The organism is Actinomadura oligospora ATCC 43269 (assembly GCF_000518265.1).
GTDB lineage: Bacteria > Actinomycetota > Actinomycetes > Streptosporangiales > Streptosporangiaceae > Spirillospora > Spirillospora oligospora.
The window spans coordinates 455344-478904 of the sequence record NZ_KI912410.1 but is presented as its reverse complement, the minus strand read 5'-3'; the positions used below and the strand labels follow the sequence as shown (position 1 = coordinate 478904).

Annotated in this window: 25 protein-coding genes; 10 read left to right on the top strand and 15 right to left on the bottom strand. The window is 71.2% G+C overall.

The genetic code is table 11. The annotated features are described in order from the left end of the window. Positions 1-52: 52 nt before the first annotated feature. Positions 53-946, bottom strand: coding sequence for a LysR family transcriptional regulator (locus P696_RS0133830; RefSeq protein ID WP_026415791.1), 894 nt, complete (start codon positions 944-946; stop codon positions 53-55). Positions 947-1026: 80 nt separating this feature from the next. Here P696_RS0133830 and P696_RS0133825 point away from each other — a divergent pair, with 80 nt between their 5' ends. Genes P696_RS0133825 through P696_RS0133815 form a run of 3 tightly spaced genes read left to right on the top strand, consistent with a single transcriptional unit; the run spans position 1027 to position 3901 of the window. Further along, entirely contained in the window at positions 1027-2241 is a 1215-nt protein-coding gene (locus P696_RS0133825; protein ID WP_026415790.1) for an MFS transporter, read from the top strand. After that, positions 2238-2717, top strand: coding sequence for a Zn-ribbon domain-containing OB-fold protein (locus P696_RS49900; protein ID WP_034488292.1), 480 nt, complete (start codon positions 2238-2240; stop codon positions 2715-2717). Before P696_RS0133825 ends, P696_RS49900 begins: the two co-directional genes overlap by 4 nt. Beyond that, complete coding sequence (locus P696_RS0133815; RefSeq protein WP_026415789.1) at positions 2714-3901, top strand: lipid-transfer protein; 1188 nt, start codon at positions 2714-2716, stop codon at positions 3899-3901. Before P696_RS49900 ends, P696_RS0133815 begins: the two co-directional genes overlap by 4 nt. 260 nt (positions 3902-4161) lie before the next feature. On the opposite strand, the gene P696_RS56525 is transcribed toward P696_RS0133815, so the two are convergent. After that, positions 4162-4539: a hypothetical protein gene (locus P696_RS56525; RefSeq protein WP_157430082.1), complete on the bottom strand. Its 378-nt coding sequence runs from the start codon at positions 4537-4539 to the stop codon at positions 4162-4164. Positions 4540-4699: 160 nt separating this feature from the next. Further along, positions 4700-6256: a serine/threonine-protein kinase gene (locus P696_RS0133800; RefSeq protein WP_026415787.1), complete on the bottom strand. Its 1557-nt coding sequence runs from the start codon at positions 6254-6256 to the stop codon at positions 4700-4702. Between the two features lie 142 nt (positions 6257-6398). Between P696_RS0133800 and P696_RS49890 the strand changes: the two genes are divergently transcribed. From P696_RS49890 to P696_RS56520, 3 genes are read left to right on the top strand one after another with little or no spacing between them, the layout of a single operon-like run. Beyond that, positions 6399-7217 carry an ATP-binding cassette domain-containing protein gene (locus tag P696_RS49890; protein ID WP_245627918.1) on the top strand — a complete coding sequence of 273 codons (819 nt, stop codon included), beginning with the start codon at positions 6399-6401 and terminating at the stop codon, positions 7215-7217. Beyond that, a complete protein-coding gene (locus tag P696_RS0133790) occupies positions 7214-9337 on the top strand; it encodes a YhgE/Pip domain-containing protein (RefSeq protein WP_026415786.1) in 2124 nt (707 codons plus the stop codon). The genes P696_RS49890 and P696_RS0133790 overlap by 4 nt, the downstream gene beginning before the upstream one ends. A gap of 21 nt (positions 9338-9358) precedes the next feature. Next, positions 9359-9934 carry a TetR/AcrR family transcriptional regulator gene (locus tag P696_RS56520; protein ID WP_026415785.1) on the top strand — a complete coding sequence of 192 codons (576 nt, stop codon included), beginning with the start codon at positions 9359-9361 and terminating at the stop codon, positions 9932-9934. 92 nt (positions 9935-10026) lie between these two features. Here P696_RS56520 and P696_RS0133780 read toward each other — a convergent pair whose 3' ends face one another. After that, complete coding sequence (locus tag P696_RS0133780) at positions 10027-10494, bottom strand: MarR family winged helix-turn-helix transcriptional regulator (RefSeq protein WP_211245918.1); 468 nt, start codon at positions 10492-10494, stop codon at positions 10027-10029. 150 nt (positions 10495-10644) lie between these two features. Beyond that, positions 10645-11220 carry a hypothetical protein gene (locus P696_RS0133775; protein ID WP_157430081.1) on the bottom strand — a complete coding sequence of 192 codons (576 nt, stop codon included), beginning with the start codon at positions 11218-11220 and terminating at the stop codon, positions 10645-10647. Between the two features lie 212 nt (positions 11221-11432). Here P696_RS0133775 and P696_RS0133765 point away from each other — a divergent pair, with 212 nt between their 5' ends. Continuing rightward, entirely contained in the window at positions 11433-11867 is a 435-nt protein-coding gene (locus P696_RS0133765) for a hypothetical protein (protein WP_026415782.1), read from the top strand. Positions 11868-11914: 47 nt separating this feature from the next. Here P696_RS0133765 and P696_RS0133760 read toward each other — a convergent pair whose 3' ends face one another. The 5 genes from P696_RS0133760 to P696_RS0133740 all read right to left on the bottom strand — a co-directional run bounded on the left by P696_RS0133760 (position 11915) and on the right by P696_RS0133740 (position 18301). Next, positions 11915-13480: an acyl-CoA synthetase gene (locus P696_RS0133760; RefSeq protein WP_026415781.1), complete on the bottom strand. Its 1566-nt coding sequence runs from the start codon at positions 13478-13480 to the stop codon at positions 11915-11917. A 75-nt stretch (positions 13481-13555) separates the two neighbouring features. Continuing rightward, positions 13556-14713, bottom strand: coding sequence for a thiolase domain-containing protein (locus P696_RS0133755; RefSeq protein WP_026415780.1), 1158 nt, complete (start codon positions 14711-14713; stop codon positions 13556-13558). Continuing rightward, positions 14706-15749 (bottom strand): thiolase domain-containing protein, encoded by a 1044-nt coding sequence (locus tag P696_RS0133750; protein ID WP_026415779.1) that lies wholly within the window; start codon positions 15747-15749, stop codon positions 14706-14708. The genes P696_RS0133755 and P696_RS0133750 overlap by 8 nt, the downstream gene beginning before the upstream one ends. 28 nt (positions 15750-15777) lie before the next feature. Continuing rightward, the gene (locus tag P696_RS0133745; protein WP_245627917.1) at positions 15778-16746 is read right to left on the bottom strand and encodes a Zn-ribbon domain-containing OB-fold protein; all 969 of its coding nucleotides are present in this window, start codon (positions 16744-16746) and stop codon (positions 15778-15780) included. After that, positions 16736-18301: an acyl-CoA synthetase gene (locus P696_RS0133740; protein WP_026415777.1), complete on the bottom strand. Its 1566-nt coding sequence runs from the start codon at positions 18299-18301 to the stop codon at positions 16736-16738. Before P696_RS0133740 ends, P696_RS0133745 begins: the two co-directional genes overlap by 11 nt. A 155-nt stretch (positions 18302-18456) precedes the next feature. On the opposite strand from P696_RS0133740, the gene P696_RS0133735 reads away from it, so the two are divergent. Next, a complete protein-coding gene (locus P696_RS0133735) occupies positions 18457-19269 on the top strand; it encodes a crotonase/enoyl-CoA hydratase family protein (protein WP_026415776.1) in 813 nt (270 codons plus the stop codon). A 403-nt stretch (positions 19270-19672) separates the two neighbouring features. Then, complete coding sequence (locus P696_RS56515; protein WP_026415775.1) at positions 19673-19993, top strand: hypothetical protein; 321 nt, start codon at positions 19673-19675, stop codon at positions 19991-19993. 206 nt (positions 19994-20199) lie between these two features. Here P696_RS56515 and P696_RS0133725 read toward each other — a convergent pair whose 3' ends face one another. The 4 genes from P696_RS0133725 to P696_RS0133710 form a co-directional block, all read right to left on the bottom strand. Further along, positions 20200-20862, bottom strand: a complete 663-nt coding sequence (locus P696_RS0133725; RefSeq protein ID WP_026415774.1) for a maltokinase N-terminal cap-like domain-containing protein — start codon at positions 20860-20862, stop codon at positions 20200-20202. 83 nt (positions 20863-20945) lie between these two features. After that, positions 20946-21128, bottom strand: a complete 183-nt coding sequence (locus P696_RS55165) for a DUF397 domain-containing protein (protein WP_026415773.1) — start codon at positions 21126-21128, stop codon at positions 20946-20948. Beyond that, the gene (locus tag P696_RS0133715; RefSeq protein WP_026415772.1) at positions 21125-21316 is read right to left on the bottom strand and encodes a DUF397 domain-containing protein; all 192 of its coding nucleotides are present in this window, start codon (positions 21314-21316) and stop codon (positions 21125-21127) included. The genes P696_RS55165 and P696_RS0133715 overlap by 4 nt, the downstream gene beginning before the upstream one ends. Beyond that, entirely contained in the window at positions 21313-22152 is an 840-nt protein-coding gene (locus tag P696_RS0133710) for a helix-turn-helix domain-containing protein (RefSeq protein ID WP_170026659.1), read from the bottom strand. The genes P696_RS0133715 and P696_RS0133710 overlap by 4 nt, the downstream gene beginning before the upstream one ends. Before the next feature lie 375 nt (positions 22153-22527). Between P696_RS0133710 and P696_RS49885 the strand changes: the two genes are divergently transcribed. Continuing rightward, complete coding sequence (locus P696_RS49885) at positions 22528-22800, top strand: hypothetical protein (RefSeq protein ID WP_051468481.1); 273 nt, start codon at positions 22528-22530, stop codon at positions 22798-22800. On the opposite strand, the gene P696_RS0133700 is transcribed toward P696_RS49885, so the two are convergent. Next, positions 22801-23388: a Uma2 family endonuclease gene (locus P696_RS0133700; RefSeq protein ID WP_051468480.1), complete on the bottom strand. Its 588-nt coding sequence runs from the start codon at positions 23386-23388 to the stop codon at positions 22801-22803. It abuts the gene before it with no gap. Positions 23389-23561: the final 173 nt, after the last annotated feature.

Below are 23561 nucleotides of genomic sequence, written 5' to 3'. Positions count from 1 at the left end.
CTCTCCTCGTTCGAATCCGGCTCGGTTTCACTCTACCGAAGTAACTGACGAGTCAGTTAGCTGGCTCCGGGGCCGTCCCGGGGGTGAGCACGAACCGCCGGAACGCCTCGGCGACCGGTGGCCGTGTCCGCCCGTCCGACCAGGTCAGGCCGATCGTACGGACCGCGAGGGGGTCGGCGAGGCGGACATGCGCGACACCGTGCGACTCGCCCGGCAGCGGCGGCGCGACGATCGCGACGCCGAGCCCGGCGGCGACCAGCCCGCGCACGGTCGCCGACTCCTCGCCCTCGAACGGCATCTCCGGCGCGATCCCGGCCCGCGCGAACATCTCCTCGGCGATCGCGCGCAGGCCGGTGCCCTGCTGGAACGCCACGACCGGCTCGCCCGCGAGCTCCGCCGTCCGGACGAGGCGGCGGCGCGCGAGCGGATGCCCCTGCGGGACGGCCAGCAGCAGCCGCTCGGTCACCAGCGGACGCCACTCCAGGTCCGTCCCGGACGGGCGGGGGCTGGTGATCGCGAGGTCGGCGCGTCCGTCCCGGACGGCCGCGACGATCCGCGCCGACCGGTCCTGGATCAGCCGGAACGTCACGCCGGGACGCGTCTCCCGGAACCGCCGGACGAGGTCGGGCACGAACGACGGCCCCTGCGTGTGCAGGAACGCGAGCGCGACCTCCCCCCGCGACGGGTCGGCGGCCTGCGCGAGGACGCGCCGCGCCGCCTCCTCCTCGGCGACCAGGCGGCGGGCGTGCTCGGCGAAGACCCGTCCGTACGGGGACAGCTCGACGCCGCGTCCGACCCGGTCCAGCAGCGGGACGCCGAGGTCGTGCTCCAGCCGGGCGATCGCGCGCGACAGCCCCGGCTGGGAGACGCGCAGTTCGAGTGCGGCGTTGGTCACATGCCCGTGCTCGGCGACGGCCAGGAACCAGCGCACCGTCTGGAGGTCCATACCTTCATGCGTATCACGCATCGATCTCCGCCAGAACCGTCATTGGACGCATCACTCCCGGCGGACGCACGCTTCTCGGCATGACCGCCGTCCTCGAACCCCCTCTCGAACGGCACCGGACGGGTTCGGCCGGGCTCCACCGGATCAACCTCGCCCTCTTCGCCGCCGGGCTCACCACGTTCATGTCCCTCTACTGCACGCAGGCGCTCCTGCCGCAGCTGTCGGAGGCGTTCGACGTCTCCCCCGCGCGCGCCAGCCTGCTGGTCTCGCTCGCGACGGGCGCGGTCGCGCTGGCGGTCATCCCGGTCAGCTCGCTGTCGGAGCGGTTCGGCCGGACGCGCGTGATGATCGTGTCGTCGGTGGCGTCCGCGCTGGTCGGGCTGGCGATCCCGCTGTGCTCGACGTTCGCCGAGCTGGCGGCCGTCCGGGCCGTCCAGGGGGTCGCGCTCGCGGGCGTCCCGGCGGTCGCGATGGCCTACCTCGCCGACGAGGTGCACGGCGCGTCGCTGGGCGGCGCGATGGGCCGGTACGTCGCCGGGACCGGGATCGGCGGGGTGCTCGGACGCCTGGTCCCCGGCCTGGTCTCGGACGTCGCGGGCTGGCGCTGGGCGCTCGCCGCGACCGTCCTCGTCGCGTTCGGGTTCACGCTCGCGTTCTGGGCGCTGCTGCCGCCGTCCCGTTTCTTCACCCCCGGACGCGTCGACTACAGGCCACTGCTCGCCCACCTGCGCGATCCCGGCCTGCGCCGCCTCTACCTCGTCGCACTGACCGCGATGGCCGGGTTCGTGACCGTCTACAACTTCCTCACCTACCGCCTGCTGGACGCGCCGTTCCACCTGCCCATGGCGGTCGTGTCGCTGATCGCGGTGACGAACCTGGCGGGCTCGGCGTTCTCCGCCCGCGCCGGGACGGCCGCCGACCGGCTCGGGAAGCGGCCCGTCCTGCTCGGCTCGATCGCGCTCGCCGCCGTCGGGCTCCTCCTGACCCTGCCGTCGACGCTCGCCCTGGTCGGCGCCGGACTGCTGATCTTCACCTGCGGCTTCTTCGGGACGCACGCGGTGGCCAGCGGCTGGGTCGGCCTGCGCGCCCGCACCGGCCGGGCCCAGGCGTCCGCGTTGTACCTGTTCGCGTACTACTTCGGCAGCTCGATCGGCGGCTCGGCGGGCGGCGTCGCGTTCGAGCACGGCCACTGGACGGCCACCGCCCTCTACGTCCTGGCCCTCTACGGCGTCGCCTTCGCCGCCGCGTCCACCCTTGATTTGAGCGTGCGCTTGGTTGGTAAACTGCGCCGGTGAGCGACACCAGGCGACACGACCCGGGACGGCACGGATCCAAGGAACGGCGGCCCGCCGTCGAAGGATGGTTCACCGCCGCGGACGGCACGACGCGCCTGCTCGGCACGCGCTGCGCGTCCTGCGGCACCCCCTACTTCCCCCGCAACGAGCTGGCCTGCCGGAACCCCGGCTGCACCGGCCCGAAGGACGGATCCGAACTCGTCCCCTACGCGTTCTCGAACCACGGCCGGGTCTGGTCGTACACCGACGCCCGCTACCAGCCGCCGCCCCCGTACGTCGCCGCCGACCCGTTCCGGCCCTTCGCGATCGTCGCGGTCGAGCTGGAAGCCGAGCGCATGGTGGTGCTCGGGCAGGCCGTCCCGGAGGTCACCGTGGACGACCTGTCCGTCGGCATGGAGGTCGAGCTCACCGAGGGCGTCCTCCACGAGGACGACGAGACCGTCCACACGGTCTGGATGTGGAGGCCGGTCTCGTGAACGACGTCGTCATCCTGGGCGCGGGCATGCACCCGTGGGGCAAGTGGGGCCGCAACTTCGTCGAGTACGGCCTCGCCGCCGCCCGCGCAGCCCTCGCCGACGCGGGCCTGACCTGGCCGGACGTCCAGTACGTCGCGGGCGCGGACACCATCCGCAACGGCTACCCCGGCTTCGTCTCGGGCGCGACGTTCGCCCAGGCGCTCGGCTGGTCGGGCGCGCGCGTGTCCAGCTGCTACGCCGCGTGCGCGTCCGGCGCGCAGGCCATCGCGAACGCCCGCGCCCAGATCCTCGCGGGCCTCGCGGACGTCGCCCTCGTCGTCGGCGCGGACACCACCCCGAAGGGCTTCTTCCGGCCCGTCGGCGGCGACCGCCCGGACGACCCGGACTGGCTGCGCTTCCACCTGCTCGGCGCGTCCAACCCGACCTACTTCGCCCTCTACGCCCGCCGCCGCATGGCCCTGTACGGCGCGTCCACCGACGACTTCGCCGCCGTCAAGGTCAAGAACGCCCGGCACGGCCTCGGCAACCCGAACGCCCGCTACCGCAAGGAGGTCACGGTCGAGGACGTCCGCGCGTCCGCCGTCGTCGCCGACCCCCTGCGCCTCCTGGACATCTGCGCCACCAGCGACGGCGGCGCGGCCCTCGTCCTGGTCTCCGCCGACTACGCCCGCCGCCACGGGGTGACGGACCCCGTCCGCATCGCGGGCCTGTCCACGGTCACCCCGACGTTCCCCAAGACCGTCCTGGACCTGCCCGACTTCGCGACCGACTCGGCCATGACCGTCCCGCCGCCCGAGCGTCCGTTCCGCGCCGCGCTGGCCCACGCCGCCTACGAGGAGGCCGGTCTCGGCCCGTCCGACCTCTCCTTCGCCGAGGTCTACGACCTCTCGACGGCCCTCGAACTCGACTGGTGCGAGGACATCGGCCTCTGCCCCGAAGGCGAGGCCGAGGCCCTCCTCCGCTCGGGCGCGACGACCCTGGGCGGCCGGATCCCGGTCAACCCGTCCGGCGGGCTGGCCTGCTTCGGCGAGGCCATCCCCGCCCAGGCCATCGCCCAGGCCTGCGAACTGACCTGGCAGCTGCGAGGCCGGGCCGAATCCCGCCAGGTGGAGAACGCCCGAGCCGCCATAGCCGTCAACCAGGGCCTCTTCGGCCACGGCTCCGCACTCGTCGCCGTCACCTGACGGTGAACCCCGAACAGCCGATCAGGCGCGCCCCGCCGTCGCCCTGCACGTGGTACCAGAGGACGGTCCACATGCCGCCGTCCAGCGGCCATGCCTCGGGCGCGACGAAGCCGGGCGTGCCGTTCCAGGCCCCGGATACCCGCCGACCTGTCGCGGATCACCATCCCGCAGAGCCTCCACGAGCGGATCATGCCACCCCCAACCGGCACGATCCGCCGAAACCCTGATTACTCCACCGCGAACCCCGCTGCGAGGTCAGCTCACCAGGACGCGCCGTGACCGCAGTGTTGGATGTTGACGTCGACGACACAGAGCTCGACCCGGGCCTTCACGGAATTGTTCGAGCCGTCCCAGTGCCAGCCCGTCTTCCGTCCGCCACCACCTGCCGTCATCGTGTCCTTGGACACCTGACGCCATCCCTTGCCACTGTTGACCTCGACCCACCCGTAGCACACGCGATTGAGGCCGGGGGTCTTGTAAAAGACACCCTGAACGTACGCGGTGTGCCCACTCCATTTGGTGTTCATCGCAGCGGAACAGTGGCCTCTGCCCAGATTGATTCGGACGTAGCCGACCTTTGATCCCGCTGAAGCGTCGACCGAACCCGACATGACGGCACCGAAAACGAGCCCCGCCACAGAAACTCCCACAACTCTTCTATGGAATTTCCTCATCACACCCCTTACAGCAGTGATCACAACGCTTTTCCCACAAGATAGGGGCTGTCACGAAGGCCAGAGGAAGTCCTTGACCGAACCCGGCCATCCACCGGGCTCGGATCGCGACACCCGGCCCGGATCAGGGCACCGCGAAGCCGTCGCAGGAGAGGTAGTAGGCGTCCCCGTTGGGACGGACGTGGAGCCAGATGACCGTGTAGTTGCCCTTGACCAGCTCCGCGTGGTCCTTTCGGTTGAAGTCGTCGGGGAAGGTGAAGTCGGCGTAGTCGCCGTCGGTGGGCAGGAGTTTCGGCTTGCTGAGGACGACCCCGCTCGAGTCGCTGCCCGTGAGGGAGTCGGGCTGACGAACCTCGGCGGCGACGTAGTAAGGCGAGGGCCGTTCGTACTTGAACCGCGCGGACAGGGTTGTCGAGCCTCCGGCCTTGACGTCCGACGTCGAGCGCGGCGCGCTGCTCTGGAAGCCGTCGGGCGCTCCTGGTTCGGTCCGGGAGTTCGGGCTGCACGGCGTGAACAAGCTCGTCCACTTGACCTTCAGGAAATGGTCGTCGAGTGGCTGGACGAGGATGTCGTCCGGGGGGACGCCGTTGGTTGCGGCGGGTGGGGAGTTGGTGGGGTTTGTTGCGCTGGACGGGGTGGAGGGGTGGGGGCCTGTCGGGTTCGCCGACGGGCCTTGGGAGCCCTTGGTGGGGGCGTACTGGACGATCAGGGCCACGGCGACGGCCACGGCGCCGACTCCGCCTGCGGCCAGGGCCGGGAGGAGGAGGCTGGAGCGGCGGGGCTGGCTCGGGGCCAGGCCCATCGTGACGGCTTCGGCGCGGCTGGCGGGGAGGCGGTCGCCGGTGCCGACGATGGCCCGGTAGGCGGGGACGGAGCCGGGTGGGGCGGCGTCGGCGGTCAGTTCGAGGAGGCGGGGCAGCGGGACGCGGCGCCTCGGGTCCTTCTCGGCGCACATGCGGATGAGGGCGGCCAGGCGCGGGTCGACGCCCGCGACGTCGATGTCGCCGGTGAGGGTGCGGTGCAGGAGGGCCTCGACCGGGCCCCGGCCGAACGGCGGACGTCCCGTGGCGGCGAAGGCGATGGTCCCGGCGAGGGAGAAGAGGTCGGCGGCGGGGCTCTGGGCCTGCTCGCGGATCACCTCGGGGGCGACGTAGCCGGGCGTGCCCGCCCAGGCGCCGGTGCGGGTGATCTGGGTCTGGTCGGAGCCGCGGGCGATGCCGAAGTCGATGAGGCGCGGGCCGTCGGGCGCGAGGATCACGTTGCCCGGCTTGAGGTCGCGGTGCTGGACGCCCTGGCCGTGGATCTCGGCAAGGCCGCGGGTGAGGGCGGCGAGGAGGGCGAGGCAGAGGGGCACGGGCAGGGGGCCGTTGCGCTCGACGGCCTGCCTTAGGGTGGGGCCCGGGACGTGCTCGGTGGCCAGCCAGAACGGCGGTTCGCCGAGGCCCGCCGCGACCATGGCGGCGGCGTAGCGGCTGCGGACGCGTTCGGCGGTGGCGACCTCGCGGCGGAAGCGGGCGAGGGCCTCCGGGGCGTCGAGCCCGTCGTGGATCATTTTGAGGGCCACGTGACGTCCGCCCCGGGTGACGCCGAGGTAGACCTGGCCCATGCCGCCCGCTCCCAGGCGCGCCAGGACGGGGTAGCCGCCGATCTCCGCCGGATCGCCCGGCCGCAGGGGTTCCACGCGCGAATCCTGCCAAAGCGGTCACGCCGTCGCCAGAGGGCGCGGGTGGTGAAGCTCACCCGGAGTCCTGGACGTTCCAGCCATCCGCCCGCGTTAACGTTTTGTACTGACCGGTCAGTTCAAAAGTTGCGAGGGATCCGAGATGGCGGACGACGAGCACTCCAGGACTCCGGCGGCGGACGGCGCGTCCGGGGGGAACAGCGCCTCCGCCGCCGGTTCGGCCGCTCCGGCGGCCCCGGCCGCCAGGCCCGCGGCCGTGCGTGCTTCCGAGGGGGGCAGGCGCGCACGGCGCGGGCGCACGGCCGGCGCGCCGGTCCGCGTCACCGCGGACGGCCTGGCGATGCGCGGCAGGCGCGGCATGGTCTACTCCGGCGTCACGTTCGACGTCCCCGCGGGCGGGCTGCTCGCGGTCAGCGGCGCGGGCGGCACCGGCCGGACGGCCCTGCTCCTCACCCTCGGCGGACGGATGAGGCCGACCGAGGGCGGAGCCGAGGTCGGACCGTTCCGGCTTCCCGGCGACCTGCGGGCCGTCCAGCGGATCTCGGCGCTCGGGATCGTGCCCGGCGTGAACGAGCTGGACCCGGCGCTGACCGTCCGCGAGCACCTCGGTGAGGCCCTCGACCTGCATGAGGGCATGTTCGGCCGGTGGCGCGGCCGGGCTCAGCGGGCCCGCCACGCGCTGGAGCGCGTCGGCCTCGGCGACCTCGACGTCACGCTGCCCGCGGGTGACCTCACCCCCGAGAAGGCCCAGCTGCTCGGCGCCGCGTGCGCGCTGGTCGGCCGCCCCGGCCTCCTCCTGCTGGACGACGTGGACGAGGGCCTGCCCCTCGACCGGCAGCGCGCCCTCTGGGAGCGGCTGCGCGCCGTCGCCGACTCCGGCGTCACCGTCGTCGCGTCCTGCCAGGATCCCGCCCCCGCGCGCGGCCTGGCCCTCGAACTGCGTTTGGAGACCCCCCGATGAGACTGCCCTCGCTGACGGCGGGCGCGCTGGAGCTGCGACGGTTCCGGCGGCATCCGCTGACGATGATCGCGCTGGTCGGGATGGTCCTGCTGCCCCTGCTGTACGCGGGGTTGTACCTGTGGTCGTTCTGGGACCCCTACGGCCGGATGCACAACCTCCCGGTCGCGCTGGTCGTCGACGACAAGCCCGCGAAGGCGGGCGGCACCAGCGTGAACGCCGGGCACGACCTGGCCGAGCAGCTGAAGAAGCGGCAGGTCTTCGACTGGAAGAGCGTGGACGACGCGACCGCCGAGAAGGGCGTCCGCGACGGGAAGTACTACATGTCGCTGACGATCCCGGCGGACTTCAGCGAGCGCATCGCCGGGGCGTCCGGGAAGGGCCTGCCGACTCCGGCCGACCTGAAGGTCCGGATCAACGACTCGAACAACTACGTCGTCGGGACGCTCGCGCAGGCCGCGTTCAAGGAGATCGGCGCGGCGGCGGGTGACACCGCGGCGAAGGGGTACTTCGACCAGGTCTTCGTGTCCTTCGGGACGATGCACGGGCAGCTGGAGAAGGCCGCGAAGGGCGCGGGCGAGCTGGCCGACGGCAACAGGAAGCTCGCCGAGGCGGGCGGCAAGGTCCAGGACGGCGCGGGACAGCTGAAGCAGGGCATCGACAAGGCGCACGGCGCGTCCCAGCAGATCACCGACGGGCTCGGCACGCTCCAGCAGGGCGCCGACCAGGTCGCGGCCGGGAACAAGAAGCTCGCGGCGGGCGTCCAGCAGCTCGACACGGCCGTGGGGAACGCGGCCGACACGATCGTCCCGCTCCTTCAGAAGCACGCGCCGGAGATCCGGGACGGGGCGCTGCTCGTCGCCCGGGGCGCGGACGCGCTGTCGGCGGGGGCCGGGGAGCTTCCGAAGCAGAGCGCGGACGCCGTCCGGCAGGCCGAGGCCGCGCAGGCGGAGCTGAAGAAGTACCTGGCCGCCCATCCGGAGATCCCGGCGGACGTCCGGGGGCAGCTCACCGGCTCGGCGGAGCGGGTGACCGGCGTCGCGCGGCAGGTGGACGCGTTCGTCCGCTCTCACACCGGTGACCTCAAGCGGCTCGCCGCGAACGCGCGGGAGGTCAAGGCCGCCGCGCAGAAGATCGCCAAGGACGCGCCGACGCTCGCGGGCAAGGTCGAGGCGGCCCGGCAGAACGTGGACAAGCTGAACGCGGGCGCGCAGCAGCTCGCCGGTGGCTCGGCGCAGCTCTCCACGGGTTCCGGCAAGCTTCTGAACGGTTCGACGCAGCTGACGTCCGGCATCGGGCAGCTGTCGGGCGGCGCGGTGACGCTGGAGACGGCGCTCGGGCAGATCAGCGACGGCAACGCCAAGGCCGCGCGCGGCGGCGGGGAGCTGTCCGGGCAGCTCGGCAAGGGCGCCGGGCAGGTCCCGGACTACGGCTCGGACGAGCGGAACTCCCGCGCGGACATGATGAGCAGCCCGGTCAAGCTCGCCAGCACGACCGACAACGCCGTGCCGAACTACGGCACCGGGTTCGCGCCGTTCTTCGTCCCGCTGTCGCTGTGGGTCGGCGGGATGGTCGTCTACATGCTGCTGCGTCCGGTGAACCCGCGCGCGGCGGCCGGGACGGCGCCCGCCTGGCGGGTCGCGCTCGCGGGCTGGCTGCCCGCCGCCGCGATCGGCGTCGCGCAGGTCGCGGTCGTCCTGGCGGTGCTGCGCTGGGCGCCCGCGCTCGGCCTGCACGCCGAGCGGTGGCCGGGACTGATCGCGTTCCTGTCGCTGGCGTCCGCCTCGTTCCTCGCGGTGATCCAGTGGGTGAACGTGAAGTTCGGGCCGGTCGGACGGGTGATCGCGCTGGCGCTGCTGATGCTCCAGCTGACCTCGGCCGCGGGCACCTACCCGATCGAGACCAGCCCCGGGTTCTTCCAGGCCATCCGGCCGTTCCTGCCCATGTCCTGGGTGGTGGACGGGGTCCGGCGGCTGATCAGCGGCGGCGAGCTCACCCCGGTATGGCAGGGTACGGGAGTGCTGGCGGCCTTCCTGGTCGGCGGGCTCGCGCTCACCGCCCTCGCCGTCCGCGGGAACCGGGTGTGGACGATGAAGCGGCTGCACCCCGTCCTCAAGCTCTGAGCGGAGACACAGGAGACACACGTGAGCCGGACCGAGACGCGCGAGCGGCTGTTCACCGCGGCGATCGAGCTGATCGCCGAGCGGGGTTTCGCGGCGGCCTCGGTCGACCAGATCGCCGACCGGGCGGGCTGCGCCAAGGGCACCGTCTACTACAACTTCGGCAGCAAGAACGCGCTGTTCACAGCGCTGCTGGAGTACGGCGTCGAGCGGTTCGGGGCCGCCCTGCGGGACGCGTCGGAGGGCCTCGCGCCCCTCGACGCGCTGTCCGCGGTCGTCCGGGCCGAGCTGGTGTTCATCGGCGAGCACGAGTCGTTCGCGCGGCTGCTGATCGCCGAGACGTGGCGGGCGGGCGGCGACTGGCCGCAGGCCGCCCGGCTGATCCGGGAGCGCACGATCGACGTGGTCGGCGACGTCGTCCGCGCCGCCGTCGCGGCGGGCGACCTGCGCGCCGACCTGGACGTGGGCATGGCCGCGTCCGCGGTGTTCGGGATGGTGCTCACGGTCGCGCTCGACTGGCGCACCCTCCAGCCGGACCGTCCGCTGGACGACGTCCACGCCACCCTCATGGACCTGCTCCGGGGCCGCATCACCACGTGAGCGGCCTCGCCGCGCCGTCAGCCCGTCTCGCGGAGCTCCGTCAGTCCATCCCGCGGATCTTCTCCGTCAGTCCATCCCGCGGATCTTCTCCGTCAGTCCATCCCGCGGATCTCGGCGATGACCGACGGCATGACGCGGTTGTTCTCCTCGATCCAGTCGAGCAGGACGCGCAGCCTGTCGTCGTCCATCCCGGCCATGCGCTCGCCGAACGCGCGCGCGATGGGCTCGAAGTAGGCACCGAACGCGGCGACCCGCTCGGGGACGGGCTCGACGATCACGCGGCGCCGGTCCTCCGGGTCGGGGCTGCGCCGGACGTAGCCCGCGCGCTCCAGCCGGTCGATCACGGTGGTGATCGCCCCGCCGGTGGTGATGCCCATGAGCTGGGCGAGCCGTCCCGGCGTCTGGGGGCCGTCCAGGACCAGCGCGTTGATGCACTGGGCGTCGGTGACGTTGAGCCCCGCCTTGGCCGCCGTGGCGTGGTGCAGCAGCACCGTGTACATCGTGCCGCGCTGCATCGCCGCGCGCAGCTCCTCGACCATCCGGGCCCGTTCGGGGGTCACCGATCACCTCCGGCAAACGTCTCTCAACAGCAGGGACGTTACAACGTTCCCAGCTCACGGACGTGAGGGGTGACCGGTCGGCGCGGTCGGGTCACGGGCGGGCGCCGGGAGCTGGCGCCCGCCCTCATCGGTCAGGTGTCAGTTGGCGGGTCAGTTACAGGACTTGCCCCAGGCCTTCACCAGGTCCGCGGGCACCTTGCCGCAGAGGGCGCCGCCGGTGTCGCCGACGTAGGACCAGCTGTTCTGGCTGTCGTCCTTCTTCCAGACGTGCGGGCCGTCCTGCTGGGAGACCGGGTCGTTCTTGAACCCGATGTCACCGACCGCGTAGAACTGGACGCCTCCGTTCGCGCCGGTCACCTTGCCGAACAGGACGTGCTTCGGCAGCATCACGTTCTCGCGCTTGCGCTTCGCGTCGCCCTTCCCGGCCACCGCGAAGTAGGTGTCCTGCAGCGCGCCGGACAGGTCCCCGGGGACCGGGAGCTTGACCGCCTTCAGCGAGCCCTTGGGCTTGGGGGAGGAGCCCGCCGCCGGAGCGCCGCCGTTGGTGTCAGAGCCGCCCGTGCCATCGGTTCCTCCCGAACCCTCCGCTCCCTTACTGGAAGTGGCCGTGCTTCCGGCTTCCGTCTTGTCGTCGGACTTGGAGTCTCCGCCGCAGGCCACGAGGGCCGGGGAGGCGAGGCACAGCGCCATGGCGAGGGTCGCGCCCCTCACGATCATCTTGTTCATGCGTCATGAGATACAGGACATCGCCGGAAGGTTGGCGACCAGGGTGATCTTTTTCCCCGTTTCCGATCTTCCCGAAACGTGAAAGGCATCACCTCGGACGATCTATACTCGGCAATGGTCTGGACCACTGACCAGCGATCCGTGCCGTACCAGGGCGAACCCGCCCGCGAGCGGCGCGCGCGACGAACACGATTCCGCGCGGGGGCGAGAGCTTGAGCACCAACATCATCTCCACCGAGACCGTCGGCCTCTCGTCCGGCGAGGAGGCCGCCGTATGCCTGCGGCTGTCCGGCCTGGCGCCGGGCGAGCGCGGCACCCGGACGGTCACCGTCCGCTACACCGGCACCTGCGACGCGGTCGTCGCGATGCGCGTCCGCCGCGAGAACGCCCCCTGCCCGCAGGCCCAGGACATCCGCGTCGGCATCTACGAGGCGTCCCGGCGGCGGCTCCCCTACCCGGTCTTCAGCGGCTCGCTCGCCGACTGCACCAGCCCCGAGCGCCCCGAGCGCGGCTTCGGCAACTGGACGGCCCAGGGCGACGGCGCCCCGCACGAGGTCACCTACCAGGTCTGCTGGCACCTCCCCGAGGACGCCCCGGCCGACGACGCCGACCTGACCCTCACCTTCGCCGCCCGCAGCGTCGCCTGACCCGGACGCCCTCGCCCGCCCGCCTGGCCCGGCACCACCGAAGCTGATCAAACGCCTTCGGCGATCTCCCGCGCCCACCGGTAGTCGGCCTTGCCCGCCGGGGAGCGCCTCATCTCCTCCACGAACGCGTACGCGCGCGGCACCTTGTACCCCGACAGGTGCCGCCGGCAGTGCGCGTCGAGATCGTCCGGATCCGGGGACACTCCGGACGACGGCTGGACGACGGCGGCGACCCGGGCGCCCCAGCGCTCGTCCGGGACCCCTGTGACGACCGCGTCGTAGACGTCCGGATGCCCCTTGAGGACGGCCTCGACCTCCTCCGGGAAGACCTTCTCGCCGCCGGTGTTGATCGCCTGCGAGCCGCGTCCGAAGACCGAGATCGTGCCGTCCGCCTCGACCGTCGCGATGTCGCCGGTGAGCAGCCAGCGGCGGCCGTCCGCCTCGGGGAACGTCCGGGCGGTCTTCTCCGGGTCGTTGTAGTAGCCGCGCGCGATGTACCCGGTGCGGGCGAGCTGCCCGATCACCCCCGACCCCGGTTCGACGGGCCGGAGCGCGTCGTCCAGGACGGCGATGTTCGGCACGTCCGGGGTGAAGCGCAGGCCCTTCTCGGGCGAGGTCCCCGCGACGGCCTCGGCGGTGGAGCCCGACTCGGTCGAGCCGAACCGGTCCAGGATCATCGTGTTCGGCAGCAGCGCGGCGATGCGGTCGCGGACCGTCCCGGTGAGGATCGCGCCGGTCGAGACGAACGCCAGCAGCGAGGACGTGTCGTAGCCGCCGCGCGCCAGCTCGTCCGCCATCGGGATCGCCATCGCGTCGCCGGTGATCGTCAGCGAGTTGACCCCCTCGCGCTCGATCGTCCGCCACACCTCGGCGGCCTCGAAGCGGCGCGCGTAGACGACGGTCGCGCCCATGCACCAGGAGATGAACGTGGCCTGCTGGGCCGCGCCGTGCATGAGCGGCGCGATCGGCATCATCACCATCGGCCCGGACGAGCGCGCCAGGTCGATCACGTCGGCGGGCTTGTCCGGGGGCGGGAAGGACGGGTTCCAGAAGGCGCGGAGCATGCTCTCGACGCCCCACATGACGCCCTTGGGCATGCCCGTCGTGCCCCCCGTGTAGATGATGTAGGTGTCGTCGGCGGAGCGCTCCGGGAAGTCGCGCGTGTCCGGCTGGGCGGCCACGGCGTCGTCGTACCGGACGGCCCCGGCGATCGACGACTCCCCGACCGAGACGAGATGCCGCAGGTCAGGGACGTCCGAGAGGGCCGCGGCGACGCGGTCGTCGAACTCGGCGTCGTAGATCAGCGCGACGCTGTCGGAGTCGCGGTAGAGGTAGCGCAGCTCGTCCTCGACGTACCGGTAGTTCACGTTGATCGGGACGGCGCGGATCTTCAGCGCGGCCAGGATCGCGGCGGCGTACTCGATCCCGTTGTAGAGCTGGATCGCGACGTGCCGGTGCGGTTCCACCCCGGCCGCGCGCAGGTGGTGCGCGAGCCGGTTGGCGTGCGCGTCCAGCTCGGCGTACGTCATGCGGCGGTCGCCGCAGACGACGGCGGTACGGTCCCCGACCGCGTCGGAGACCCCCTCGAACAGATCGGCGTGGTTGAACTCCATCGGGGCCTCCGGGGGGTGGGCCGCCGGGACGGCCCGGGCCGTGTTGCCTGTTTCTCTCGGGGTTGCCTGGTTTCTCTAGGGCTTGTCGCTACCGACGATCCACATCGCGAAGAACTGCGCGCCGCCTCCGTAGGCGTGGCCGAGGGCGCGGCGCGCGCCGTCCACCTGGTGCTCTCCCGCCATGCCGCGCACCTGGAGCGCGGCCTCGGCGAACCGGATCATCCCGGACGCGCCGATCGGGTTGGACGAGAGGACGCCGCCGGACGCGTTCCACGGGATGTCGCCGTCGAGCGCGGTCGCGCCCGCCTCGGTGAGCTTCCAGCCCTCGCCCTCGCCGCAGAACCCGAGGTTCTCCAGCCACATCGGCTCGTACCAGGAGAACGGCACGTACACCTCGGCGACGTCGATCTCGCGGCGCGGGTCGCTGATCCCGGCCTGCCGATAGACGTCGGCGGCGCAGTCCTTGCCGCCCTGCGGGTTCACGGTGTCGCGTCCGGCGAAGAAGATCGGCTCGGACCGCATGGCCGTGCCGTGCACCCAGGCGGGCCTGTTCGGGGCCGCTTTCGCGGCGTCCTCGGACGCGAGGACCATCGCGCACGCGCCGTCCGAGGACGGGCAGGTCTCCAGGTAGCGGATCGGCTCCCACAGCATCGGCGTCGACTCGACCATCTCGCGCGAGATGCCGGGGATCCTGAGGTGCGCGTACGGGTTCTTCAGCGCGTTCTGGCGGTCTTTGACCGCGACGAGCGTGCCGATGTGGTCGGGGGCGCCGCTGCGCCGCATGTACGCGCGGATATGCGGGGCGAAGTAGCCGCCCGCGCCCACGACCAGCGACGTCGTGAACGGGCCGGACACGGTCAGCCCCCACGTCGCGTTCGACTCGGACTGCTTCTCCCACGCGACCGTGAGGACGCGGTCGTGGACGCCCGACTGGACGAGGCTCGCGGCGACGATCGCGGTCGAGCCGCCCACCGACCCGGCGGTGTGCACCCGCATGATCGGCTTGCCGGACGCGCCGAGCGCGTCGGCGAGGTACCCCTCGGGCGTCATGACGCCCTCGAACAGGTCGGGCGCCTTGCCGATGACGACGGCGTCGATGTCGGTCCAGGTCAGGCCCGCGTCGTCGAGCGCGCGGCGGGCGGCCTCGCGGAGCAGCCCGGCCATCGACACGTCCGGCCGCTTGGTCCTGTAGGCCGTCTGGCCCACGCCGATCACGGCGCACGGGTTAGCCATCGCTCTGTTCTCCCGACATCACGCAGACGAGGTTCTGCTGGAGGCAGGGTCCGGACGTGGCGTGCGCGAGGACGCGTCCGGCCGTCCCGCCCGCGATCCGGGCGGCGGCCTCGCCGATGCGGATCAGGCCGGTCGCCATCACCGGGTTCGCCGCGAGCGGCCCGCCGGACGGGTTGACCGCGACACCGTCGCCGAGGTCCAGGGCGTCCCGCAGGATCAGCTCCTCGTGGCTGAACTGGGTGTGCAACTCGGCGACCTCCACGCCGCCTGTGCCCCCCGCCTTCGCGGCGGCCAGGCGGGTCGACGGCGAGCACGTCAGGTCGCGGAAGCCCGGCTGGTGCGGCTCGCTCCGATGGTCGATGCCGGTGATCCAGGCCGGACGTTCGACCAGGTCACGGGCCCTCTCCCCGGCCGCGAGCACGATCGCGGCGGCGCCGTCGGTGACGGGTGCGACGTCGTGCGGGCGGAGCGGCGCGACCTCGTAGTCGGCTTCGCCAGGGTCGTCCAGGTGGAGGGCGGACGGGTTGTCGCGTCCGCCCGCGCGGGCCTTGGCGGCGATCTCCTGGAGCCGCCGTTCGTCGGTGCCGGTGTGCTCCAGGTAGGCGCGGGCCTGGAGGGCGGCGAGCGAGACCTGGTCGACGCCGAGCGGCGCGAGGTAGTACGGGTCGAGGCCCTGGGTGAACACCTCGGGGTAGGCGGCCTGCGACGTCTTCCCGAAGCCGTACACGAGCGCGGTGTCGATCTCGCCGTGCTGGAGCTTCACCCACGCCTCGTACAGCGCCCACGCGGCGTCCATCTCGACGTGGCTCTCGGAGATCGGCGGCCACGCGCCGACCGCGTCCAGCGCGGACACGAACGAGAACGGCGCGCCCGCCAGGTAGTCGTTGGAACCGGAGCAGGTGAACCCGAACCGGGTGACGCCGGTGGCCCGCTTGATCTCGGTGATGACCGGGGCGAGCAGCTCGGTCTCGGAGAGTCCCGCGTCCTCGCCCGTGTGCCGGGTCTGCGCGAACGCGACGACCGCTACGGGACGCATCAGTGGTGGTCCTTCGCTACGGGACGCATCAGAGGTAGTCCTTGATCTCGTCGAAGGGGACGTCCGGCTCGCCGGTCGGCTCGAACCACCTGATGTTGGCCATCGACCGGGTCCACTCCTCGCGCGGACGCCACGCCGCGCGGACCCGCATGCCCATCCGCACCTGGTCGGCCGGGACGCCCGCGACCAGCGCCAGCATCGTGAGCCCGGCGCCGTCCAGCAGGATGTAGGCGGACACGAACGGGACCTCGGGCGCGCGCGGGTCGGGCAGGTTGTTCACCGCGAACGTGGTGACGGTCCCGGTGCCCGGAAGCTCGACCTCCTCCGACGTCGGGACGCCGTCCTTCGGGCACAGCCCCTTCATCGGGACGATCACCTGCCCGCACACGTCGCAGCGGTGCCCGAGGATCCTTCCCTGCTCGATCCCCTCCAGGAACCGGTCGAGGGCGCGGCCTCCCTGGAGGCGGTACTCCAGGCGGCTCGGCGCGGTGATCATCGTGACCTCGGGCTGGAAGCACTCGATGTCGCCGATGCCCCCGACGCGTTCCGCCCGCCAGCGGGGACGCACGCGCATCCCCGTCCTGAGCGCGCGCGGCGGCTTCGCGCCCGGTTCGAAGACGCCCATGTCGAGGGCGTGGAGGAGGGCCGTGTCCGCGCCGTCCGGGCGGATGAGCGCCCAGGCGAACGGACGGTCGAGAGGGTGCGTCTTCCGCGGGTTCGGGACCCATGACCAGCTGGTCACTGTCCCGATCGGGCCGACGTCCACGAACTCGCCGGTGACGTCGTCGCCGGTGTCCGGGTCGTACTCGACGGGCGGGAACAGGACGCGGCCCGCTTTCGTCCGCACGCCTGTCAGGCGACCGTCGCGGAGGTCGGACAGGAAGCGTCCGATGACAGGGCCGACCGAGCGCGTGTAACCGCCGGGGAACTCCAGGACGTGGTTCGGCTCGCTCGTCTTCCCGGAGTCGAATGGCACGCTCGCGGGGTCAGATGGCACGCTCGCGGTCCTTCCAGTACGGGTCCCGGAGCTTGCGTTTGAGGAGCTTGCCGTTCGGCTCGCGCGGCATCGTCTCGATGAAGTCGATCGTCCGCGGCCACTTCATCTTCGCGAGACGGCCTTCGAGGGCCGCGAGGATCTCGGCGGCGAGGTCCGGGCCGGGTTCGACGCCCGCGGCGGGCTCGACGACCGCCTTGATCTGCTCGCCCCACTCCTCGTCCGGGATGCCGAACACGGCGACGTCGGCGACCTTGGGATGCAGGACGATCTCGTTCTCGATCTCGGCCGGGTAGATGTTCGCGCCGCCCGAAATGATCATGTCGGACTTGCGGTCGGACAGGAACAGGAAGCCGTCCTCGGTGAGGTGGCCGACGTCCCCGACCGTGAAGAAGCCGTTCAGCCGCGACTCCTCGGTCTTGACCTGGTCGCCCTTGTACTCGAAGTCGCCGCTGACCATCTTCATGTAGATCGTCCCGGGCGCGTTCGCGGGGACGGGCTCGCCGTCGTCGTCCACGAGCAGCAGTTCGCTGATCGGCCACGCCTTGCCGACCGTCCCGGGATGCTCGCGCCAGTCCTGCGGGGACGCGATCGTCCCGCCTCCCTCGGTCGCCGCGTAGTACTCCCAGATGCAGTCGCCCCACCAGTCGAGCATCTGCTGCTTCAGCGGCACCGGGCAGGGCGCGGCGGCGTGGATCGCCCAGCGCATGGACGACACGTCGTACCGCTTGCGGACGTCCTCCGGCAGCGACAGCAGGCGCTTGAAGTGCGTCGGGACCATGTGCGTGTTCGTGATCCGGTGCTCGTCGATGAGGCGGAGGGTGTCCTCGGCGTCCCAGTGGTCGACGTAGACGAGCGTGTGGCCCATGTGCAGCGCCGTCCCGCCGAACTGCGTGACGGCCGTGTGGTAGTTCGGCGAGGTGATCAGGTGCGCCTGCGGGTCCTGCCCGGCGGGACGTCCCGGCTGGATGCCGAACAGGCCGAGCAGGAAGGTCAGCAGCTCGGCCGAGTCGTCCGGGTCGATGCCGTGCAGCTTGCGCTTGACGCCCTTGGGACGTCCGGTCGTCCCGGACGTGTAGTGCATCGTCGCGCCGCTGCTGCGGTCGTCCGGGAGGGTTTCGGGCTGGCCGTCCTCCACCTCGGACGCGGGCCGGAACCCGGGCACGTCCCCGAACGCGAACCGCCGCCGCGCGTCGAGGTCCGACTCCTCGGCGGCCTCCGCGCCCGCCTCCGCGAACCGCTCGTGGACGAAGAACGCCTTCGCCTCGCTGTCGGCGACGATGTAGCCGATCTCGGGTCCGGTCAGATGCCAGTTGACCGGCGTGTAGTACCAGCCCGCCTGGAGCGCGGCCAGGTAGAGCACCAGCCCCTCGACGCCGTTCGGGACCAGGCCGCAGATCCCGTCGCCCGCCTCCAGCCCGAGCCCTCGCAGCCCGTGGACGAGACGGTTGGCGCGGGCGAGCAGGTCCCCCGCGCGGTGCTCGGTTCCGTCCGGATCGACGGCCGCGACCCACTCCGGATCGGCCTGCGCCAGCCGCCAGAAGCCCAACGATCCCATCGGCTCTCCCTCGGTGATCGCGTGCGTCGCCGGAGCCTCGACACCTCCGACGGCAAAAGTAGAGCACGTTCTCGTTTTGTCCGGCAAGACCTGTTGGCGTCGGCGGATCGTTACTAGAATCCGTTCCTGTTTTCTGGACGTCGCCGGAGGTGGCCATGCCCGAGACCCTGCCGATCAGCACCAAGCACTGCACCATCGAGCGGGACGGCCACGTCGTCGTCGTCACGATGAACCGCCCCGAGGCCCGCAACGCGCTGTCGTCCGCGATGCTCGTCGGCCTCGCCGACGCCTGGGCCTACATGTCCGAGACGCCCGAAGTGCGCGTCGGCATCCTGACCGGCGCCGAGGGCCACTTCTGCGCGGGCGCGGACCTGAAGGCCATGGGCAAGCCCCCGTCCGACCCGCGCGTGCAGGAGCGGATGTCGCAGATCCCGAACTTCCACTGGAAGGGCCTGCTGCGCGAAGGCCAGCCCACCAAGCCCCTCATCTGCGCGGTCGAGGGCTACGCGGTGGCGGGAGGCACCGAGCTCCTCGTCGGCACCGACCTCCGCGTCGTCGCCGAGGACGCGACGCTCGGCCTTTACGAGGCGAAGCGCGGCCTGTTCCCGATGGGCGGCTGCGCGATCCGCCTCCCCCGCCAGATCGGCTACGCCAACGCGATGGACATCCTGCTGACGGCCCGTTCGGTGACCCCGTCCGAGGCCCTGTCCATGGGCTTGATCAACCAGGTCGTCCCGTCCGGCACGGCCCTGGACGCGGCCCGCGCCCTGGCCGACCAGATCGCCGCCTGCGGTCCCCTCGCCGTCCAGGCCATCCTCCGCACCTACCGCGAGACGGCCCACCTGCCCGAGGACGAGGCCCTCAAGATCTCCGACGAGATCGGCTGGCCCGTCATCGCGTCCCAGGACGCCAAGGAGGGCTCCCTCGCCTTCAAGGAGAAGCGCCCCCCGCTCTACAAGGGCGAGTGACGCGGCGCGGGGCGCTGGCCAGTGCTCGGCGCGGACGGCCTGGTCGTCGTGCCCGGCTGGCGCGGGCCCACCCGCCCGCCGCGCGGAACGCCTCCGGCGGCTGCGCGGGCACCACGCGTCCGGCGGGACGATCCTCCCCTACGCGATCGGCCCGTCGCCCACGGCCGCCTACGGCGACGCCCTGGTCACCGTCCTCCCCTGGCAGGTAGCCGCCTACGTGACCGCCGCCCTCCTCCCCCTCCCCCTCCCCAAAACCACCACCCCCGCCGCATGACCCAGAACGGCCCGTCCCAACTCATCCAGGACGGGCCACCGCACCGGCCTCAGCGACGCCGGAATCCTTTGAAGACGTGCCCCCGGCGAAACCCGGTGATCTTCCACCCGCGCCCCATAACCTTCCGGCGTGACCACCGAATCCAGCGAGCCGTTCACCACGCTCACCTGGGACTACGACACGATCAGCCTGGGCGGTGAAACCGCGGTCGTGGTGCCCCTGCACGAGTTCCGAGTGCTGCGCGCGCTCGCGGACGCAGCCTCCCCCGAAGCCCTCGAACAGGCCGAAGGGGCGGCCTTTTCAGCAGAACTGAAGGAGTGGCGTGAGGCGGGATGTCCCGGTGCCCTCTCTCACGAGGAATTCATGGCCCTGACCCTGGAATCCCCCCAACAACCGCCGACAACGAATGCGCGAGACGATGGCAACGCCGAGCAGACCGGATCCAGCTGATCCAACCGAGATTCTGGAGACGCTGCCCGAGCCCTGGCACGAGATGTTCCTGAACGAATACCGGGTGGGACCGCGTGGGCAGCGGCTCCGAGACCTGCTTCACCTGTGGCGGCTACGGGCAATCGCCTACTCGACCCCAGGTTTCGAAGCCTCCCTCATGGAAGCACGAACGACACGTCCCGAATCACTCCGGGACCTGCCATCCCTCAGGAGTAAGGGCCGCCGAGGATGACGGCGAAGGTGCCTCGAGGGCGGGGGCCGTTCGGGCTGCGCCAGGATCCGGCGAGGTGACCGGTCGTACCGCCGGGGCGGCGGGTCGCGTCGTGCGGGGCGGGGTGCAGAACGCGCTGCAGGCGCAGGACGGTCCCCTGCGACGCGCGCAGTTCGGTGCCCTCGTCATCGTCGACGGCCGGGGCGGTGAAGTCCGCGGGGTCGAGGGCGTCACCGGTGTAGGTGCGGAAGACATCCCGGTCGGGAGTGTCGCTGAGGTGCTGGTCCTGGGCTTCGGCCCGTCCCTCGATCAGGGCCAGCAGCTGGCCGACCATCACCGGGTCGTGGCATCCGTCGTAGGCCCAGCGCCGTCCCAGCACCCCGTGTTCCATCGTGCCGACGAGGGCGTGCTCGGCCCCGTCCAGCGGCGCGCCCCGATAGGTGAGCGGCACGAAGTACGTGGTCGGACGCGTCCCCGAGGAGTCGGTGACCACCTTGAACTCGATCCCGACCTCGCCCTCGGGATCGTCCAGCCGAAAGCCGCCCACATCGGCCAGCTCCGGCACACCCTCACCCCGGTACCAGGCCCGGGTGGGAAGCCAGGCGGTCAGCAGCTCCAGCTTGGACGGCGTGAGTTCGGTCTGATGTATGACGGCCATGCCGAGGATTCTTCCGGTCGGCCGAGACCGCAGCGAAACGGCCCGTCCCGGAACGCTCCAGGACGGGCCGTCGAGCATGTCGCCTACCTCAGGCGGCCGAGCAACTCAGCGAACGCCTCCCGACTCACCCGCAGATGCCCAGCACCCGGAGCCTTCGAGTCCCGCACACCGACCACGGGCTCCAGCGCCGCCACCTCGACACACTCGCTGCTCCCGGTGTTGCCGGAGTAGCTCGACTTACGCCACCGGCGGACGTGGTCGGTCACGATGGCTCGCGGAGGGACGCGAGCAGGCTCCCGAACGCCTCCCTGCTCACGTGCAGATGCGGCTCGTCCGGAGCCTTCGAGTCGCGGATGCCGATCAGCGGCTCCAGCGCCGCGACCTCGACGCAGGTGCTGCCTCCCGTGTCGCCCGAGTAGCTCGACTTGCGCCACCGAGGAACATGCCTGATCACAGAGCCTCCCTAATCGACCTGATCAGCTCTTCGGTCTCCACCACTGTCAGGGCTTCGCCTCTGGCCTGATCAAACTTCAGGGCGAGACGGAGCACAAGGGGCGGAGGCTCGACGATGTGTCCCTGGTCGACCGCGGCCTCGACATGGCCCAGGTCGGCCGCGTCGTCGTAGCTGAAGATCGTGAACTCGCCCATCACGTAGACGCGCGCACCGGACGGAATCACCTGAATGGTGATGTTCGGGCGCGCGGCGAGTTCGAGCAGGCGGTCGAGCTGTTCCGCATGCACCTCCCGTCCGCCGACCGGCTCCCGAAGAGCCGCCTCCCTGATGAGGACGATGAGGTGAGGAGGATCCTCACGATCGAGAATCACCTGGCGAGCCATGCGGATCTCCAGCATCTGCTCCAGCCGGTCGTCCCGCTCTCCGGCGCGGAGCATGGCTCGCGCGTACGCCTCCGTCTGGAAGATCCCCGGGATGTAGGCGGGCGCGAAGATGCGGATGATGTCGGCCCGTGCCTCCTCCTGCGTGTAGCTGAGCAGGCCGGGGATGAGCTCGGCGTCGCGGAGGATGAGCCAGTACAGGTCCTCGAAGATGTCGACGCCGAAGAGCTGGTCGAGCTTCTTGGCGACGTCGTCGTTCGGGATGCGGTACAGGTTCTCGATCGCGCTGATCGTCTTGTGCGACACGTTGCAGAACGTGCCGACGTCCGTCTGGCTCATCCCTTCGCGCTTGCGGTACGTCCGCAGCTTGTGCGCGAAGAGCGCGAAGTTGCTCGACCGGGGGTCGAAGTCGCGCGGGTCCTGGTCGTCGTCCTGGTCCTTGCGCTGTGGAGGCATCGTCGGCTCCATCGTTTCGATTCTTCTCGGACGCCCTTCTGTTCGCGGAGCGTAACTCGACGCGTGCGCTCCGTGTCAGGCGTTTGTGAAAACCGGTGTCCCGAATTCCTCGCCCGGCGTCCGGATCACGCCGGACGACGCGTCCGAAAACCCGGACGCGGTTTGTTCTCCGAGGCGTGCGGTAGCCCGAACGCGTTGCACAAGTGAGGAGTGAACGGCATGTCTCTCCACCTGGGACGTAGAGAGAAAGAGACGGAGACGACCACTACCGAGGCCCCGTCGCGCCGGTGGCCCTGGTCACCCGGCCCCGACGGCGCCCGACCCTGGACGCGTCGCACGACCACGCTCAAACGCCGTCCGGGACGCTGGCGTCGCATGCGGCACAACCCGATCAGCCTCGCCATTCTGGGAGCCGGAATCGCGGCCGCCGCGATCCTCGTCCTCGGAATTCTGCTGACCCTCGGCGGCGCCAACCCGTCCAACACGCTCGTCCACGCCACCCTGCGCGCGGGGAACTGGCTCGCCACCCCGTTCCACGACCTCTTCATACGCCCCAACCCCAAGCACCAGCTCTACCTGAACTGGGGCATCGCGGCAGGCGTCTACTACCTCCTGGCCCGCGCCCTCTCCTGGCTCACCCGGTTCTGATCAGACGAAGTCGACGGTCTCCAACGGAAAGCCGAACAACTCAGGAAGAGGCAGCGGCTTCCCGAAAGGCACCTGGGCGATCCCCAAATAGTCCTGCTTCTGTTCGTCCGGGTCGCTGAAGAGCGTCACCAGCTTCTCCTGACGGTCCACCAGCATGTAATGCGGAAGCGCGGCCTTCGCATAGCAGTAGCGCTTGATCGTTCGGTCGTGGTCCGCTCTTCCGGACGTGACCTCCACGACCATGGCGACACCGTCCGGGGATATCCAGTTCCCCTCTGGATCAAAGAGATCGAGTTCCATGGGCGCGAACACCCCGTCCGGGATCGCGTAGTTCTTCGTACACCGACCACCACTCTGCAGCACCAGCCCCGCGTTTCCCGAGTAGTCCATGGGCGTCACGGACATCCGAGCGACCTGGCGACTGAGCCGGGAGAGGCACTTCTCGTGACGTGGAGCGGGGGCGGGCGACACGACGACCTCTCCTTCGATGAACTCCGCGCGGATCCCTTCAGGAGGATCGAAGTCGAGGAACCACGTGAGCAGCCTCCGCTCCTCGTCCGAGCAGTCCTTCGCCACCTCAGCCGCCATGCCACGCCCCCTCTGCGCTCGCCTCTTCACCCTAGAAGCCGAGGCTGTGGCAGATCCATGGGCCACACGACGAGCGAGGACAAACATGCACGACACCTCTCCGTGACGGGTCCAGCACCCTGAGCTTCGACCATACGAAGCGCCTACCCACCGCCACCCGCCGTGGCGGCCAT

Coding starts and splice junctions, on each gene's coding strand:
- P696_RS0133830 (WP_026415791.1), bottom strand. CDS start 946: ATGGACCTCCAGACGGTGCGCTGGTTCCTGGCCGTCGCCGAGCACGGG.
- P696_RS0133825 (WP_026415790.1), top strand. CDS start 1,027: ATGACCGCCGTCCTCGAACCCCCTCTCGAACGGCACCGGACGGGTTCG.
- P696_RS49890 (WP_245627918.1), top strand. CDS start 6,399: ATGGCGGACGACGAGCACTCCAGGACTCCGGCGGCGGACGGCGCGTCC.
- P696_RS0133790 (WP_026415786.1), top strand. CDS start 7,214: ATGAGACTGCCCTCGCTGACGGCGGGCGCGCTGGAGCTGCGACGGTTC.
- P696_RS0133775 (WP_157430081.1), bottom strand. CDS start 11,220: ATGAACAAGATGATCGTGAGGGGCGCGACCCTCGCCATGGCGCTGTGC.
- P696_RS0133760 (WP_026415781.1), bottom strand. CDS start 13,480: ATGGAGTTCAACCACGCCGATCTGTTCGAGGGGGTCTCCGACGCGGTC.
- P696_RS0133755 (WP_026415780.1), bottom strand. CDS start 14,713: ATGGCTAACCCGTGCGCCGTGATCGGCGTGGGCCAGACGGCCTACAGG.
- P696_RS0133750 (WP_026415779.1), bottom strand. CDS start 15,749: ATGCGTCCCGTAGCGGTCGTCGCGTTCGCGCAGACCCGGCACACGGGC.
- P696_RS0133740 (WP_026415777.1), bottom strand. CDS start 18,301: ATGGGATCGTTGGGCTTCTGGCGGCTGGCGCAGGCCGATCCGGAGTGG.
- P696_RS0133735 (WP_026415776.1), top strand. CDS start 18,457: ATGCCCGAGACCCTGCCGATCAGCACCAAGCACTGCACCATCGAGCGG.
- P696_RS0133725 (WP_026415774.1), bottom strand. CDS start 20,862: ATGGCCGTCATACATCAGACCGAACTCACGCCGTCCAAGCTGGAGCTG.
- P696_RS0133710 (WP_170026659.1), bottom strand. CDS start 22,152: ATGCCTCCACAGCGCAAGGACCAGGACGACGACCAGGACCCGCGCGAC.
- P696_RS49885 (WP_051468481.1), top strand. CDS start 22,528: ATGCGGCACAACCCGATCAGCCTCGCCATTCTGGGAGCCGGAATCGCG.
- P696_RS0133700 (WP_051468480.1), bottom strand. CDS start 23,388: ATGGCGGCTGAGGTGGCGAAGGACTGCTCGGACGAGGAGCGGAGGCTG.